Origin of the sequence: Corynebacterium sp. ACRPS, assembly GCF_022346005.1 — a bacterium.
GTDB lineage: Bacteria > Actinomycetota > Actinomycetes > Mycobacteriales > Mycobacteriaceae > Corynebacterium.
Genome location: NZ_JAKRMY010000001.1, coordinates 183,018 through 198,932, shown reverse-complemented (window position 1 = coordinate 198,932; position 15,915 = coordinate 183,018). Strand labels below are relative to the sequence as shown.

The following is a 15,915-nucleotide window of genomic DNA, read 5'->3' as shown; positions in this document are numbered from 1 at the left end:
CCTAATGTAAAGCAAACTTTACATTATGGCAAGGGTTAGACGCACAGATGCCAGCGCCAATATGGCTGGGTGGCGGATATAGGCAGCTGTGGCTTGCGGCCTTTGAGCAGGTCACGGGTGGCTTTGATGAGGAGAATGACTTGGTCAAGGTGGTGCGTGACGTCATCGGCAGTAAAGCGCAAAACCGTGTACCCGTGCGCGGTTGCGGCGTTCTGCTTGGAGCGGTCGGCCTGAAACGCGACGCTGTGGCTGTGGTAGGTCCAGCCGTCGATTTCCACGATGAGCTTGCCCATCAATAGGTCGAACCGGTACCCACACACCAGGGCGTTGTGAACAGGGAAAATGCCTTCTGCGCGCAGCGCGCGGCTGACTTTTCGCTCCGGCGGGCTATCCGCGCCGATGGCCGAAATCCGAATCGTCTCCTTCAACGCGCGCGGTGTCCGGCCCATTCGCTTGCGGTCCCGCTCCAGCCGGCCGGGCCCCTTCTCTCCGCGATAAAACTCCTCCAGCAGCGGGCTACAGGCCCTAGCAATCTTCCGAGCGGCCCACAGGACCTGCACTACCGGCAGCCCCTTGACCAGGCTCGTTGCCTTGAGCCGGGAATGCGAGACACGGAAATTCTTGCCCCTCAGCGTCCGCGGCCCCTCCGCTTCCAGCGGAAAGGTCAGCGGCCGGTCAAGGTGAATCTCCTGCGCGGTCTTCCCCGTAAAATGAATGCGGCTCAGCCCATGCACTAGCGCCTTCGCCACCGCCAGCGGCGACCACTCGTCGGTATAAATTCCCCGGTGAACGCGGTGCAGCTTGCCCGCGCGCACCCGCCGGCGAATCGCGTCCTTGCCCAGCCCCTGCTCGCGCAACTGCGCAGTCGTCCATGCCCCCATGGCTTCAACCTAAAGAAGCAGCCGCCTCCCCGTCCATACGGCTTTCGCCAGCCTGTGGATAACCGTCCCATTTCACGGTCCCACGGTCCATTTTCGTCGCCGCCCTGTGGATAACTCCCTCCATGCCTCCCTCGACGTCCCCTTCGCGCTCACCGGGGGCCACTTAGATGCGCTGGAGCGTCCCCTGGTGAGCGCGAAGGGCGAGTGTGGTCCCAGCCCGCCCTTTGCGCTCACGCCCACGCTTTCCGATGTCCATTTCCTCATCCCCGTGACCGCGAGGGGCGGTCCCACACCCGTCGCGCTCACCGGGAGGTGAAAACGCAGTGCCCCGCCCAGCGCTGGTGAGCGCGAAGGGCGGGGTAATGGGGCGTGAGGGCAGGGACGGGTGTCAGCGGTAGGGCGTGCGGGCGGGGTAACGGGGTGTGAGGCAGTGATGGTGGGCCGGAGGCGGGGAGCGGCCGCTAGGTCAGCGGGAGCGTGGAGGTCGGGTCGATGCCGCGAACCTTGGAATTGAGCACACCCGCGATGGCGAGCACCGTGAACATGGCGGCAGCGGAGAGGAGTTGGGTGCGGGCGGTGGCATCGGTAAGCATGAGCACCGCGATGGCCGCGAAGAGGGCGAGGGCGAACCAGGTGAGGTAGGGGAAGGCCCACATGCGGATGGGGAGGGGATGCAGGGCCTCGAGTTGGCGGCGCAGGCGCAGCTGGCTGACTGCGATGAAGACCCACACGATGAGCAGGGAGGCGCCGGCGGCGTTGAGCATGAAGGTGAGCAACCAGCCGGTATCGGCGTAGTTGAGGACGACCATGAGCGCGGACAGTGCGACGGACAAGGCGATGGCGGTAGTGGGCACGCCCTCGGTATTGGTGGCGGCGAAGATGCGCGGGGCCTCGCCGCGGGAGGCGAGCGAGTGCATCATGCGGGAGGAGGCGAAGATTTGCGCGTTGAAGGCGGATAGCAGCGCGAGGACGATGATGACCTCCATGATGCCGGCTGCGCCGGGGATGCCGGCGCGGTCGAGGACCATGGTAAAGGGCGATTCGGCGGCGGTGGAGGCGGCGTCCAGGCTGGAATAGGGAAGCAGGAACGTGATGACGAGGACGGAGCCCAAGTAGAACACAGAGATGCGCAGGATGGTGGAGCGCACGGCGTTGACGAGGGACTTTTCGGGATCCTCGGATTCGGCGGAGGCGATGGCGACGACCTCGATGCCGCCGAAGGCGAAGGCGACGGCGAGCAAGCCGGCGGCGACGCCGCCGAGGCCGTTGGGCATGAAGCCATCGGCAAGGAAGACGGATGTGCCCACGAAGGTGTGGCCGGGCAGGAGGCCGAAGATGAGGAGGACGCCGATGATGAGGAAGGCGATGATGACGACGACCTTGATGAGCGCGAACCAGTACTCGAACTCGCCGAAGGTGCGCACGCGCAGCAGGTTGACGAGGCCGAAGACGGCGACGCAGATGGCGGCGGGGATCCAGGGCGGGACGTCGAACCACGAGCCGATGAAGCCCGCGGCGCCGGTGATTTCGGCGCCGAGGACGGCGACGGTGGCGCACCAGTAGATCCACCCTTGGGTAAAGCCCGCCCAGCGGCCGATGCCGTGCTCGGCGTATTCGGAAAAGGAGCCGGAGGCGGGGATGACTGTTCCCATCTCTCCGAGCATTTGCATCACGAGGATGGCGAGGAAGCCGGCGATCGCGTAGGCGATGATCACCGCTGGGCCAGCGGCGGAAATGCCGACGCCCGTGCCAAGGAAGAGACCGGCGCCAATGGTGGAGCCAAGCCCCATCATGGTCAGGTGGCGGACCTTCAGGCCAGAACCAAGGGCAGAAGAGTTATCAGACACTTCTCCATGGTATTTCTCGGCCGCAGGGCACGGGAATTGGGGTGGCGTTAATTCTTGTGGAGGTCCTCGTTCAGCGCGACGGCCTCGGCATTCCACTCCACGGCCTCGACGGCACCAGAGACGGAATTGCGGCGCAGCAGCAGGCCGGAGGCACCAGAGAGCTGGGAGCCCTTGACGGCCTCGCCATTGCCGACGCCCAGGGCCTCAGCCACCTTGCCAAAGACGGCGACCTTGGTGCCGGCGGTGACATAGAGGCCGGCTTCGATAACGGCGTCATCGCCAAGCGAAATGCCGATGCCCGAGTTAGCGCCGAGCAGGCAGCGCTCGCCGATGGAAATCACTTCCTTGCCGCCGCCGGACAGGGTGCCCATGATGGAGGCGCCGCCGCCGATATCGGAGCCATCGCCCACGACGACGCCCGCGGAAATGCGACCTTCCACCATGGAAGCGCCCAGGGTACCGGCGTTGAAGTTGACGAAGCCCTCGTGCATGACCGTGGTGCCCTCTGCGAGGTGGGCGCCTAAGCGGACGCGGTCGGCGTCACCGATGCGCACACCGGAGGGGACAACGTAGTCCACCATGCGGGGGAACTTATCCACGGAGTAGACCACGACGGGGCCGCGGGAGGCGAGGCGGCCGCGCACCATCTGGAAATCGGACACGGCGCAGGGGCCGTAGTTGGTCCACACCACGTTATTGAGGTGGCGGAAGATGCCGTCCATGTTGAGGCCGTGCGGCTTTACCTCACGGTGGGAGAGCAGGTGGAGGCGCAGGTAGGCGTCGTAGGTATCGGTCGGGGCCTCGTCGAGGTCAGCGATGGAGGTTTCCACCGCCACGCGGGCCACGCCGCGCTCCTCATCGGGGCCGACGAGGGCGGAGAACTGCTGCGGAGTCTCCTCCAAACGCGTCGTGCCGGTGGTCTCTACTTGCTTATCGGTATGAACTGCTGGGAACCAAACGTCCAAGACGGTGCCGTCGTGGGTAATGGTTGCCAGGCCACGTGCGGATGCAGAAGTCATGGTGGCTAGCTTAGCAATTACTGTCGTACTTGTTCGCGCTTGCCCGCGGGAACCACAAAGGACAAGGCGACGAGTGCGGCAAAGAGGATGATGACGGCGATGACTTGGTTGCGGGCGGAGGGATCAAAGAGCATGAAGATGGTCAGCGCGGCCAGCGCGGCGGCGGTCGCCCACGGCAACCAGGGGTAGCCGGGCACGCGGATATCCGTGAGCTCGCCGTTTGCTTTCAACTGCGGGTGAAGCTTGAGGAAGGAGGCGACGATAAACGCCCACACAACCAAGAGGCAGCCACCGACGGCGTTGAAGAGGAAGGCCAGCAGTCCCGGCGGGTTCCAGAATTGGAGGCCCACCGAGGCGAAGGCGAAGATCATGGACAAGATGACGGCGTTGATGGGGGAGCCGGAGTGGTTGGTCTTGAGGAAGAACTTGGGCGCGCAGTGGTCCTTGGCCATGTCAAAGACCAAGCGGGAGGTGGCGTAAATTTGGGCGTTAAAGGCGGACAACAGGGCCAGCGCGATGATGGCCTCCATGAAGCCTGCGGCGAAAGGAATCTTGGCGGCCTCGAGCACCAAGGTAAACGGCGAATCGGCGGCGGCATCGGCATCTTGAATCTGGCTAAATGGCAGGGCCATGGTGATGACCACGATGGAGCCGATGTAGAAGATCATGATGCGCACGATGATGGCGCGCACTGCGGTAGCCACGTTGCGGGCGGGGTCCTCCGACTCGGCGGCGGCGATGGTGACCAGCTCGATGCCGCCGAAGGCGAAGGCCACGGCGAGCAGCCCCGCGGCGAAGCCCGGCATGCCATTGGGCAGGAAGTTATCGGTGAAGTTGGTGCCGGCGCGGGAGAGATCCATGCCGGGCAGGATGCCGAGTGCCATGAGGATGCCGACGACGAGGAAGGCGAGGATGACGGCGACCTTGATGATGGCGAACCAGAACTCGAATTCACCGAAACCGCGGACGGCGGCGAAATTCACCACGGCGAAAAAGGCCACCGCGATGAGCGCGGGAATCCACGGGGCGATATCGAACCAACTGCCGATGATCGCGGCGGCGCCCGTGATCTCGGCACCCATGACCATGATGAGCATGAACCAGTAGATCCAGCCCATCGTAAAGCGCGCCCAGTGGCCGAAAGCTTGGCCGGCGTAGGTGGAAAAGGAACCCAGGGAGGGACGCGCCGCGGCTATTTCCCCGAGCATCCACATGATGAGCGCGATGAGGACGCCGGCGACGGCATAAGAGAGCACCGAGGTGCCGGAGATTTGGATTCCCAATCCGACGCCCAAGAAGAGACCGGCACCCACCGCGGAGCCAAGGCCCATCATGGTGAGGTGTCGCGATTTCAATTGTGTGGCTTCGGCCATAATTACCACCTTGTGAGAGGTTATTTTTTGCAGTGAAGTGAACATTACACAATGCAACGGACCCAGCGGGGCGCTACCATGGCGGCTTGTGACTTTAGATCTATATGCCGACCCCATTGAAGTGACCAAGGCGCTCGTCGATATCCCGAGCCCCTCCCACCACGAGGAGGCCATCGCGGATGCGGTGGAAGAAGCCCTGCGTGGTCTCAACGTGGAGGTCGCCCGCTTTGGCAATACCGTGTGCGCGCGCACGAACCGCGGGATGGATTCCCGCGTGGTTCTTGCAGGCCACATCGATACCGTTCCATTGGCAGATAACGTACCGCATTGCATGGACACCGCCGAAGATGGCGCCGAGATCATGTTCGGCTGCGGCACTGTGGACATGAAATCCGGCATGGCGGTATACCTCAACGCCTTTGCTCACCTGCATGAATCGGAAGAGCTTCAGCACGACCTGACCGTCATCGCTTATGAGGGCGAAGAGGTATCCACTGAATTTAATGGGCTGGGCCACTTGCAAAAGGACCACCCCGAGTGGTTGCAGGGCGATTTCGCGCTCCTGGGTGAGCCCTCCGGCGCCATGGTCGAGGCCGGCTGCCAGGGCACGATTCGCCTGCGCGTGACGGCGCATGGCACCCGCGCGCACTCGGCCCGCGCGTGGCTCGGCTCCAACGCCGCGCACAAGCTTGCCCCCGTCATGACGCGCATTGCGGACTACGAGCCGCGCGAGGTCACCATCGATGGCTGCACCTACCACGAGGGGCTGAACATCGTCCACCTCGAGGCCGGCGTGGCCACCAATACCCTGCCGGACGAGGCCTGGATGTTCGTCAACTTCCGCTTCGCCCCGGACCGCAGCACGGAGGAGGCACTGGAGTACATGAAGGGGGTCATCGGCAAGCATGAGGACGTCACCATCGAGATCGACGACATTGCTGGCGCCGCCCTGCCTGGCCTGGGGCAGCCTGCGGCGCGTGCGCTTGTCGATGCCGTCGGTGGCAACGTCCGCGCCAAGTTCGGCTGGACCGATGTCTCGCGCTTTGCTGAGATGGGCATTTCGGCCGTGAATTTTGGCCCCGGCGATCCGGGCTTTGCGCATAAGAAGGACGAGCAGGTGCCCACGGCGCAAATCACCGAAGTTTCTACCGCTCTGCTTAATTACTTGAAGGGATAAAAATGACCCCTGACCACATGCGTACCCTGCGCGGCCCGCTCTTGCTGCGCAGCGAAGGAGAACAAGGCTCCACCTTTGACCAGCGCCTGTTGGAATCCGGCGCGGACCACGAATGGCAGCATGCCGATCCGTGGCGCGTGCTGCGCATCCAAGGCGAATTCGTCGCCGGCTTCGATGCGCTGGCCAAGCTGCCCAAGGCAGTGACGGTCTTTGGCTCCGCGCGCACCAAGCCTGAGGATGCGAGCTATCAGATGGCCGAAGAACTCGGCCGCAAGCTCGCCGAGTGCGCCTACGCCGTCATCACCGGCGGCGGCCCCGGCATCATGGAGGCCGCGAATAAGGGCGCGCACGAGGGCGATGGCCTCTCGGTGGGACTCGGCATCGAATTGCCGCACGAGCAGGGCCTCAACGAGTACGTGGACTTGGGCCTGAACTTCCGCTACTTCTTTGCCCGCAAGACCATGTTCTTGAAGTACTCCCAGGCCTTCGTCTGCCTGCCCGGCGGCATGGGCACCATGGATGAGTTCTTCGAGGTTCTCTGCATGGTTCAGACCGGTAAGGTCACCAACTATCCCATCGTGCTCATGGGCACCGATTATTGGTCTGGCCTGCTGGAGTGGATGAAAAATACCCTCGCCGCTGGCGGGTACATCAACGAAGATGACCAAGAGCTTTTCCTGCTTACCGATGACCCCGATGAGGCCGTCGCCCACATCATCGAGCGCCACAAGGTGATGAGCGATAAGCGCATTAGGGAGCCGCGTTGAGCCTCGCGCGCGTGATGGCGATAGTCAATCGCACCCCGGATTCCTTTTATGACAAGGGGGCCACCTTTGACATGGACCCCGCCCTCAAGCGCTGCGATGAGGCCATTGCGGCGGGAGCCTCCATCATCGATATCGGCGGGGTCAAGGCCGGACCGGGCGAGGAGGTGGATAGCGCGGAGGAAATCGACCGCGTCGTGCCCACCATTGCCCGCGTGCACGAGCGCCACTCAGAGGTACTCATTTCCGTGGACACCTGGCGCAGCGAGGTCGCCGAGGCCGCCATCGCCGCCGGGGCCGGGCTGGTCAATGACACCTGGGCCGGCTGGGATCCGCAGCTTATCGAGGTCGCCGGCCACCACCGCGTAGGCTACGTGTGCTCGCATACCGGCGGGATTACCCCGCGCACCCGCCCACACCGCGTGCACTTTGATGACGTCGTTGCCGATGTCATTGCTGAGACCACCGCCCTGGCAGAAAAGGCTGCGGGGCTTGGCTGCCCGGAAGATCTCACCTTCATCGATCCCACGCATGACTTTGGTAAAAACACCTATCACGGCCTAGAACTTTTGCGGCGCATTGATGAGATCGTCGACACCGGCTGGCCCGTGCTCATGGCGCTATCCAATAAGGACTTCGTGGGTGAGACCCTCGCGCGCGGGGTAGGAGATCGCGTCGCTGGAACGCTCGCCGCCACCGCCTGGGCCGCAGCGCACGGGGTGGCCGCCTTCCGCGTCCACGAGGTTGCTGAAACCATAGACGTCATCCGCATGACCGCCGCCATCCAGGGCACGGCCGCGCCCCTTGACACCACCCGTGGACTCGCATGAGCGTTTCCGTCATCATCCCCGCCCTCAACGAGGAGCCCACCGTGGCCGGCGTTATCCGCGCCTGCCTTGCCGATGACCCCCTCGAAGTGCTCGTCATCGACGCCGATTCCACCGACGACACCGCCGCAGTGGCGCGCGCAGCCGGTGCCGACGTGCGCAATTGGCGCGATATCCTGCCCGAACCGCCGCGCCCCGGCAAGGGGGAATCCCTGTGGCGCGGGGTCGCCGCCGCGCGCGGGGACATCGTCGTCTTTATTGACGCCGATCTAGAATCCGCCGCGCCCGGCATGGTCACAGCGCTCGCGGCGCCCTTTAAGGATCCGGGTGTGAACATGGTCAAGGCCCGCTATCGCCGTAGTCTCAATGGCCAACCCACCGGCGGCGGGCGCGTGACCGAATTGACTGCAAAGCCGCTCATCCGGCAATTCTTCCCGGAGCTAGCCCACATCGATCAGCCTCTGGGCGGCGAGTACGCGCTTCGCCGCTCTGCCGCGCTAGAAGTGCCCTTCGTGGAGGGCTATGGGGTGGAAGCGGGGCTGCTGGTGGACATCGGCAAGCGCGGCGGGCTGACAGAAGTCGACCTAGGCACTCGTGTCCACCGCAATCGGCCGCTTGATGAGCTCGCGCCGATGGCGGATATCGTGGCGCGCACGCTGCTCTCGCGCGCCGGGGTGAGTGCGCCGATTGCTCAGCGCCCACCGCTGCTAGGTAGGATTTAAGTCATGCTGTCCTGGATTGTGCTCATCGTGGTGCTCATTGCGTTCATTGTGATCGGAACGTGGCTGTGGGGTTCGATTTTTGGCCCCGGGACCGTGATGGACCCGCCCGATGAGCCGCAGAAGGTGCTGGAAAATAACCGCGCCGCCGCAGCTCAGGGCCGTTTTGAGGACGTGCAATTCGAGGTCGTGCCGCGTGGGTACCGCCAAGATCAGGTTGATGATCTGCTCGCGCAACTGGAGCTGGAATTAGCGGCCGCGCGGAAAAGCGGGCAAAAAGGGACTAAGCTGGAAAGAAACGAAGAAAGTTAAGGAGCCCAACTATGGCAGCAATGAAGCCACGTACCACTGGCGGCGAAATGGAAGCGGTGGTGGAATCCCGCAAGATCGTCATGCGCATCCCATCCGACGGCGGCGGGCGCATCGTTATCGAGCTGAACAAAGAAGAGGCCGCGGAGCTCGGTTCTTTGTTGACCGAGGTTTCTAGCTAGTCTGGATACATGCTTTCTCATATCGTCGACATTCTGGCCGATCCAAACGACGGCACGGCGCTTTCCGGCGCCGATGATTTTTCCCGCCTCGTTTCGGAATCCGGCCATTCCTTTGATGTGGCCAAGCAAGGGTATGTGACCTTAGCGGCCGGTGCTGGCCTGAAGCACAAGGGCGATGACATGGATATGGTCAACGCCCGCGAAGCGTACCTAGCCACCGGCCATTTCGCGCCGTTCGTTGAGTCTGTGACCGGCGCAGTACAAGACGCGCTCGATGCCAGCTCGCTGTCTGCCTCTACGCCCGCCTCGCTTCTCGAGGTCGGCGCCGGAACCGGCTACTATCTGGCCCACACGCTTGACTCCATCGACGGCGCGCGCGGCGTCGGCCTCGATATTTCCCCGCATGCGGCCAAGCACTTGGCTAAGTGCCACCCACGCGTGGGTGCCGTGGTTGCCGATGTCTGGCAGCAACTTCCCATCCGCGATGAATCCATCGACGCGATTTCCGTGGTCTTCGCCCCGCGCAACCCATCCGAATTCCAGCGCGTCCTCGCCCCCGGCGGCCAGGTCATCGTTCTGACCCCGGGCGCGGGGCACCTCGATGAGCTGCGCGAACCCCTCGGCATCCTCGGCGTGGAAGAGGGCAAGGTCGAGCGCATGTATGAGCAGGCAGAAGGCCACCTCGAGCAAGCGGCCGACCCGGTCGATATTTCCTTCCCCATTCACCTGGATAAAGCGGCCATCGCCGCACAGGTAGGAATGAGCCCGTCCGCCCGCCACATCAGCGCCGATGAGCTCGCCGAGCGAATGGCCGCCCTTCCTCCCACGCTGACGGTCACCGCCCGCGCTCGCCTAGACCGCCTCCGCGCGGTTTAATAAACGCAGGTTCACCTCGCCTTCGGCATACATACCGCCCTTCGCGCTCACCAGCAGCGCCCGGGGCGGTTCATTTGTGTTTCCGGTGAGCGCAAAGGGCGGGTGTGGAATAGGCCAGTCACCGTACCCTCCCTTGGCGCTCACAGGGAACAGCTTGCCGATACCCCTCCACCTTGCCCGTGAGCGCGAAGAGCTGGTGGCATCGGCAGGGCGGTGGCTGACGGAAAACGAGGGTGCAGAATGCGGCTAAGGACGGCATCATTTGACTCGTGCGGTCGGTCCTAGGGACAGATGGAAGGAATACTCGCCCTTCGCGCTCACGGCAAGCACATTCTGATGGCCGGAGTCGCTCGCCGGTGAGCGCGAAGGGTGGGTGTGGAGTCAGCCAGCCACCGTTGCCTCCTTTGGTGCTCACGGGGAGCTGCTTGCCGATGTCGCGACGCCTCGCCGGTGAGCGCGAAGGGCGGGCGCCGAAAGGCGGGTGGCGAGAGGCTGGCCAAAAGGCGCGTGGCGGCAGGGGGAGGGTAGCAGTATTAGAGCTTGGAACCGGAGCGCTGCCAGTCTTGTTCGATGACTGCGTCGCCGGTGGTCTCGACATCCATGCCGGAGCAGCCGCCGTCGAAATAGACGCGGGAGGCCATGGCGATGAGGCCGCCGTCGACGAAGACCTCCACCGTGGAGCCGTCTTGGATGATGGTGAGGGTGTCGGAGTCGCCATCGGCAAGCGTGGCGGTGGCGGGAGCGGAATCGGCGAAGAAGTGATCGAAGGCCTTGTTCATGGAACGATCGAGGCTGATTTCCTCGCCGGAGTGGCAGATGGTGGCGGCGGGGTTGCCGTTGCCATCGCGAAGGGTGATGGTGACGCTGGAGCCGGTGGGAACCTCCATGACGCCGGTCCAGGAGCGCGCGTAATCCGAAAGCTTGACCGCCTCGGGCAGGCCGGTGGCCGGTGCCTGGTACAAGACGCCGCCCTCGAGCGTGACCTGGCGCGGCAGGGAGAGGGCATTCGACCAGCCCTCGGCATCCCAAGAGGCGTGCTGGGTGGCGTCATCGCCGCGGCCGTTGCCGTTGAGCAGGCCGAGGATGACGGCGCGCTCGTAGCGGCTTTCTTCAGGAATCGTGCCTGCGGTGGCGTTGGTATTGCGCGGGCGGGAGAAATCGTGGCCGAAGTCCACGCGGCGGAAACCGGAGACCACCGTGAAGGTGGTATCTTCCAGCTGGCCCACGAGGTAGCCGGAGACATCGCGGCCGTCGCGCTCGAGGGTGACGAAAAGCACGTCGTAGATTTCCTCGTCGATTTCATCGCGCAGGCGCACGATGCGCGGGGAAACCACTGGGGGAATGGGGGAATCGGCGGGCACCTCGCCGTCGAGGAAGCCTGGGTCACCCTCGAAGGTGAGGCTGCCGCGCAGGGACCATGAGATGCCGTCGTGGCTTTCTAGAATGACCGGCTGCGGGGTTTCGGTGCGGCCGGATAGCGCCAGCATGAGCCAACCCATGTGGCCGTCTTCGCGGTCATCGGTGGCCCAATCGGGCACGACGGAAGGCGAGCGGAAACGGGTGTGGTCGGTGGTATTGCCGGCCACCTCGCCAAAGCGCACGACGTTGGGGTCGAGGGCTGAGGAGTCATCGGAGACCTCGCAGACATCGTCGATGCCGGAATAGCGCGCGAGGCGAATGGAGGTGCCGGTCGCGGTCACAGAGGTGAAATAGAGGTTGATGGCGTCCTCACCTTGGGCCACGGAACCCGCGCGGAGGGCGAGCTCGCCGCCGACGGGCGCGAGGACGTCATCGCAGTCCAGCCAGTTAAACGGTACTTCCTCCGAGTACGTGTGTCCCCAGCGGGCCGGGGCATCGGGAGTGGGGCGGTACTGGTAGAACATGTGCCATGTATCGCCATCACGAAGGACGCCGGCGGGCGCGTCTAGGATGCCGGCATCGGGGATGAAGTGGAGTTCGGGGCGGTGAGTCGTCACGGCATTCCTCTCTTAAATCAGGTGCGGGTTACAAGCTTGGGTTGGGGTGGCAGCTACGCCGGGGAGGAAACTCGTTGACCTGCCACGCGGTGCTTTCGCGAACTTTATGGGCCAGTGTCCGGCTGTCATGTACACCCAGAATACGGATATCTTTTAGCGCGTGCAGGGGCCCTTGCTTGCCGATGCTCCCTTAAAGCTTCGTCACCAATGTCAGCCCCGATCCCAGTGGGAGCCGGGTCACGGTGGCGCCTTCGAGCTCGCGGAGGTATTCATCGGCTTCGCGCGCGGCGGCGGTATCGCGGTCGGTGCGGGAGGTGTCGGCAACGGTGCCATCGAGAAGCGCATTGGCAAGCACCAGCGTGCCGTGCTGGTGCAGCAGGGGCCAGGCCGCCTTGATGAGGGCAGGGAGGTCGAGGGCAGCGACGTCCGCGTAAATGATCTGGTAGGCCTCGGTAGCCAGGCGTCCGAGCACGTCGAGGGGGCGCGAGGGAAGGAAGCGACCGCGGGTGGGGGCGTAGCCGGCCTCGCGGAAGGCGGCCTTGGCGCTGCGCTGATGCTCGGCCTCAGGGTCGATGCACGTGAGGATGCCGTTATCCGGCATGCCCGCGAACAGGTAGAGGCCCACGACGGAGGCGGCGGGGGTAATCGCCACGGCCTGGGGGCGGTCTACCACACCGGAAGACGTCGCCGTCAGCGTCGTGAGAAGCTGGCCGGTGGATTCATCCGGGACGGGCAGGCCGTATTCCTCGGCGTGGTCGCGGGCGCCGCGGAGAGCCGCCGAAGGCTCACTGGTGGAATCGATATAGGAGCGCAGTGCGTCATATGCGGTAGTAGTCACGATTAAGACAATAGGTAAAGTTGCGCGCAAGGGTGGCAAAAACGCGCCTAGCCAGCGAAATTGTGGTCTGTGGGAAGTATGTGACGGACTCACAGGATATTATCAGCGCAGCAGCTGGAGTTTCCGCGCCGAGTATAGAAAAATGACACCCATGACAGAAACGAAGCGCGATGCCGAGTCCGTTGCCTCCACCGATGCGAACGTGGAGTTGACCGGTACCGCGGCGTTCGATGCTGGGGAAGCTACGATGCCTTCGTGGGCCGAATTGGTGGCAGAGCATGCCGATGGCGTGTACCGCCTAGCCTACCGTTTATCCGGTGACCAGCAGGATGCCGAGGATCTCACCCAAGAGACCTTCATGCGTGTTTTCCGCTCCTTGGATAAGTACCAACCGGGTACCTTCGGCGGCTGGCTGCACCGCATCACTACGAACCTCTTTTTGGATATGGTGCGCCACCGCTCCAAGATTCGCATGGAGTCCCTGCCAGAGGATTATGAGCGCGTTCCGGGGACGGATATGACCCCGGAGCAGGCCTATACCGTGGCGAACCTGGACCCGGTGCTGCAGTCCGCGCTGGATAGCTTGGCGCCGGATTTCCGCGTTGCCGTGGTTCTGTGTGATATCGAAGGCATGAGCTACGACGAAATCGCCGAGACCCTCGGCGTAAAGATGGGCACGGTGCGCTCGCGCATCCACCGCGGCCGCTCCCAACTGCGCGCGGCGCTGGAAAAAGAGGCACAGACCAATGCGGAAGCGCGCATCTTGCTGCGCACGCGCTAGAATCGAATCATTACCTCCCCTGCCGCGTGGCAGGGGGACTTAAGTGTGAGTAATCCGTCTGTGGAATGAACGTGAGGAGGGTGTCGATGGACTCACTGCGAGGACGCCGCACCCTCTCCAGGCTCAGCGTACGGGGCGAGTTCACCCCCGCGCAGGCGAAGGCCCGGGATAAGGCAAAGGCGCGGGCGCGGCGCAGCGATTCCATCGGTCACCTTGGCCCAGAGGCCGTCGTTGCCTTCGTCGATGGGGAGATGGAACCCAAAGCCATGCACCGCGTGCGCATCCATCTAGTACACTGCGCGGAGTGTCGCGCCGACGTGCACCACCAGCGCCACGCCTCCGAGTGGGTACGTCACTGCAGCGATGATTCCGCGGTGAAGGCCCCGCAGTCCTTATTGGCTAAGCTGGCGGGAATGGCTACGGAGGGCGTGGCGCCGGGGCCCGATGCGTCGACCCCGGCGCACCGGCCGGAGCAGGATTTTCTGGATAAAGTCGAGACGGTGGTACGCGCGATTAAACACAATCAGCGCGGGCAGAACTAAACGGAGGGCGAAGATTTAATCGTGTTTTCTTCCATTGGCTGGCCTGAGATTATTGTCATTGTCCTCCTCGGCATCGTCATCATCGGCCCGGAGCGCATGCCGGAGGTCATCAAGGACGTGCGCGCGGCCATCTATGCCGCCCGCAAGGCCATCAACAACGCGAAGGCCGAGCTCAATGGCGAAATGGGGTCGATCTCCGCGGAATTCGATGATATCCGCGGCCCGCTCAATCAGGCGGCGCAGTGGACGCGGCTAGGCCCCAAAGGCGCTATTACCAAGGCGCTTTTCGATGGCGATGATTCCGCCTGGGACGACTTCAACCCCAAGAAGATGGCCGAAGACATCAAATCCGGCACCGCGCCGAAAGAACCCGAACAGCGCGCGCAGGACAACAGTGGTGCTACCCGGCCCACCTTTAACTATGCCGAGGTATATGGCGATACCACCGAAACGACCCAGCAGCCGGCGCAGCAGCCGCCCCAGCAACAACAAAAGCCGCAGCGCGGTGGGGAAGATTCCACCGGCGGCGGCTCTGAGTGGAGCGACGTTACCTAATACAACGCGCTTTTAGTTCACACCCAAGTTGAGGCTCTTGCCCACGAGGGAATCGGAACGGATGGCGAGCTGATCAGCCACCGCCCTGATTTCCTTGGCGGCAGGGGAGTCAGGTGCCTCGAGTACGATGGGTGTGCCGGCATCGCTATTCGAGCGCAGGGCCGGATCCAGCGGCACGGAGGCCAGCAGTGGCACCTCGTGGCCCAGGATGACGCCGAGGCGGTCTGCAACAATCTGGCCGCCGCCTTCACCAAAGACGTCCATGGTGGAGCCGTCCGGCATGACCATGGCGCTCATGTTCTCAATCACGCCGGCCACCCGCTGGCGCGTTTGCTGGGAGATGGAACCGGCGCGTTCGGCCACTTCTGCCGCAGCTGCTTGCGGCGTGGTGACGATGAGCAGCTCTGCATTCGGGATGAGCTGCGCAACGGACAGCGCGACATCGCCGGTACCCGGAGGCAGGTCGAGGAGGAGAACATCGAGATCGCCCCAGAATACGTCCGCCAAGAACTGCTGCAGTGCGCGGTGGAGCATAGGTCCGCGCCAGACGACGGGCGCGTTACCCTCCACGAACTGCCCAATCGAGATGTGCTTAATGCCGTGGGAGATGGGAGGCAGCAGCATTTCATCATCAAGCACGGTGGGGCCGTCGGTCGAGCCGAGCAGGCTGGGCACGGAGTGGCCGTAAATATCGGCATCGACAATGCCCACCTTCAGGCCCTTATCCGCCAGCGCGGCGGCTAGGTTGACGGTCATCGAGGACTTGCCGACGCCACCCTTACCCGACGCCACCGCAAAGACGCGGGTCGTCGAATCGGGCTTCGCAAAAGGAATCTCGGGTTCGGCCTGGCCGCCGCGCAGCTTCTGTTTCAGCTCGCGGCGTTGCTCATCGCTCATCGCGTCCATGGTCACGGTAACCTTGCCAACGCCGTCGATGTCCTCGACCGCGGCGCGGGTATTGGTCTCGATGGTGGACTTCATGGGGCAGCCCGCGATGGTCAGATAAACGCCAACGGTGACGTCGTTTCCTTCGATATCGACCGATTTCACCATATTCAGTTCGGTGATGGGGCGGCCGATTTCTGGATCCTGTACGTGGGAAAGAGCCTCGCGTACGACTGATTCGGTAATAGAGCTAGACATAACTCTTGCCATCTTAGTCACGGCGCTACCTCAGGTAAACACGCTTGCACGGTAGACTCTGTGGGACACTTAAATCCATCCGTTTGTATCGGTGACCTAGCAGAAT

At 63.5% G+C, this 15,915-nt stretch carries 17 protein-coding genes; 10 read left to right on the top strand and 7 right to left on the bottom strand.

All coding sequences use genetic code 11. From position 1 onward, the window contains the following. Window positions 1-35: 35 nt before the first annotated feature. From MHX65_RS00910 to MHX65_RS00895, 4 genes are all read right to left on the bottom strand, one after another. Complete coding sequence (locus MHX65_RS00910) at window positions 36-881, bottom strand: type IV toxin-antitoxin system AbiEi family antitoxin domain-containing protein (RefSeq protein ID WP_239267896.1); 846 nt, start codon at window positions 879-881, stop codon at window positions 36-38. Window positions 882-1,342: 461 nt separating this feature from the next. Then, window positions 1,343-2,674 carry an amino acid permease gene (locus tag MHX65_RS00905; protein WP_349819867.1) on the bottom strand — a complete coding sequence of 444 codons (1,332 nt, stop codon included), beginning with the start codon at window positions 2,672-2,674 and terminating at the stop codon, window positions 1,343-1,345. A gap of 101 nt (window positions 2,675-2,775) precedes the next feature. Continuing rightward, entirely contained in the window at window positions 2,776-3,747 is a 972-nt protein-coding gene (gene dapD / locus MHX65_RS00900; RefSeq protein ID WP_239267892.1) for a 2,3,4,5-tetrahydropyridine-2,6-dicarboxylate N-succinyltransferase, read from the bottom strand. Between the two features lie 17 nt (window positions 3,748-3,764). Further along, window positions 3,765-5,120, bottom strand: a complete 1,356-nt coding sequence (locus MHX65_RS00895) for an amino acid permease (protein WP_239267890.1) — start codon at window positions 5,118-5,120, stop codon at window positions 3,765-3,767. Window positions 5,121-5,208: 88 nt separating this feature from the next. Between MHX65_RS00895 and dapE the strand changes: the two genes are divergently transcribed. The 7 genes from dapE to MHX65_RS00860 are packed head-to-tail and all read left to right on the top strand — an operon-like array spanning window position 5,209 to window position 9,974. Then, a complete protein-coding gene (dapE, locus tag MHX65_RS00890; protein ID WP_239267888.1) occupies window positions 5,209-6,297 on the top strand; it encodes a succinyl-diaminopimelate desuccinylase in 1,089 nt (362 codons plus the stop codon). Window positions 6,298-6,299: 2 nt separating this feature from the next. Further along, the gene (locus MHX65_RS00885; RefSeq protein WP_239267886.1) at window positions 6,300-7,064 is read left to right on the top strand and encodes a TIGR00730 family Rossman fold protein; all 765 of its coding nucleotides are present in this window, start codon (window positions 6,300-6,302) and stop codon (window positions 7,062-7,064) included. 14 nt (window positions 7,065-7,078) lie between these two features. Then, on the top strand, window positions 7,079-7,891 hold the full coding sequence (gene folP / locus MHX65_RS00880) for a dihydropteroate synthase (protein ID WP_239267984.1): 813 nt from the start codon (window positions 7,079-7,081) through the stop codon (window positions 7,889-7,891). Then, entirely contained in the window at window positions 7,888-8,610 is a 723-nt protein-coding gene (locus MHX65_RS00875; protein ID WP_239267884.1) for a glucosyl-3-phosphoglycerate synthase, read from the top strand. Before folP ends, MHX65_RS00875 begins: the two co-directional genes overlap by 4 nt. A gap of 3 nt (window positions 8,611-8,613) precedes the next feature. After that, window positions 8,614-8,919, top strand: a complete 306-nt coding sequence (locus tag MHX65_RS00870) for a DivIVA domain-containing protein (RefSeq protein WP_239267882.1) — start codon at window positions 8,614-8,616, stop codon at window positions 8,917-8,919. 11 nt (window positions 8,920-8,930) lie between these two features. Beyond that, a complete protein-coding gene (locus MHX65_RS00865; RefSeq protein WP_005280113.1) occupies window positions 8,931-9,098 on the top strand; it encodes a DUF3117 domain-containing protein in 168 nt (55 codons plus the stop codon). Window positions 9,099-9,107: 9 nt separating this feature from the next. Next, window positions 9,108-9,974, top strand: coding sequence for a methyltransferase domain-containing protein (locus MHX65_RS00860; RefSeq protein WP_239267880.1), 867 nt, complete (start codon window positions 9,108-9,110; stop codon window positions 9,972-9,974). A 533-nt stretch (window positions 9,975-10,507) separates the two neighbouring features. On the opposite strand, the gene MHX65_RS00855 is transcribed toward MHX65_RS00860, so the two are convergent. Beyond that, window positions 10,508-11,950: a GH32 C-terminal domain-containing protein gene (locus MHX65_RS00855; protein WP_239267878.1), complete on the bottom strand. Its 1,443-nt coding sequence runs from the start codon at window positions 11,948-11,950 to the stop codon at window positions 10,508-10,510. A gap of 190 nt (window positions 11,951-12,140) precedes the next feature. Beyond that, entirely contained in the window at window positions 12,141-12,788 is a 648-nt protein-coding gene (locus MHX65_RS00850; protein ID WP_239267876.1) for an O-methyltransferase, read from the bottom strand. 151 nt (window positions 12,789-12,939) lie between these two features. On the opposite strand from MHX65_RS00850, the gene sigE reads away from it, so the two are divergent. From sigE to MHX65_RS00835, 3 genes are all read left to right on the top strand, one after another. After that, window positions 12,940-13,569 carry an RNA polymerase sigma factor SigE gene (sigE, locus tag MHX65_RS00845; protein WP_239267874.1) on the top strand — a complete coding sequence of 210 codons (630 nt, stop codon included), beginning with the start codon at window positions 12,940-12,942 and terminating at the stop codon, window positions 13,567-13,569. A gap of 65 nt (window positions 13,570-13,634) precedes the next feature. After that, the gene (locus MHX65_RS00840) at window positions 13,635-14,111 is read left to right on the top strand and encodes an anti-sigma factor family protein (protein WP_239267872.1); all 477 of its coding nucleotides are present in this window, start codon (window positions 13,635-13,637) and stop codon (window positions 14,109-14,111) included. A gap of 21 nt (window positions 14,112-14,132) precedes the next feature. Further along, the gene (locus MHX65_RS00835; RefSeq protein ID WP_239267870.1) at window positions 14,133-14,666 is read left to right on the top strand and encodes a twin-arginine translocase TatA/TatE family subunit; all 534 of its coding nucleotides are present in this window, start codon (window positions 14,133-14,135) and stop codon (window positions 14,664-14,666) included. Between the two features lie 12 nt (window positions 14,667-14,678). Here MHX65_RS00835 and MHX65_RS00830 read toward each other — a convergent pair whose 3' ends face one another. Then, window positions 14,679-15,809, bottom strand: a complete 1,131-nt coding sequence (locus tag MHX65_RS00830; RefSeq protein ID WP_239267868.1) for an Mrp/NBP35 family ATP-binding protein — start codon at window positions 15,807-15,809, stop codon at window positions 14,679-14,681. Between the last annotated feature and the right edge of the window lie 106 nt (window positions 15,810-15,915).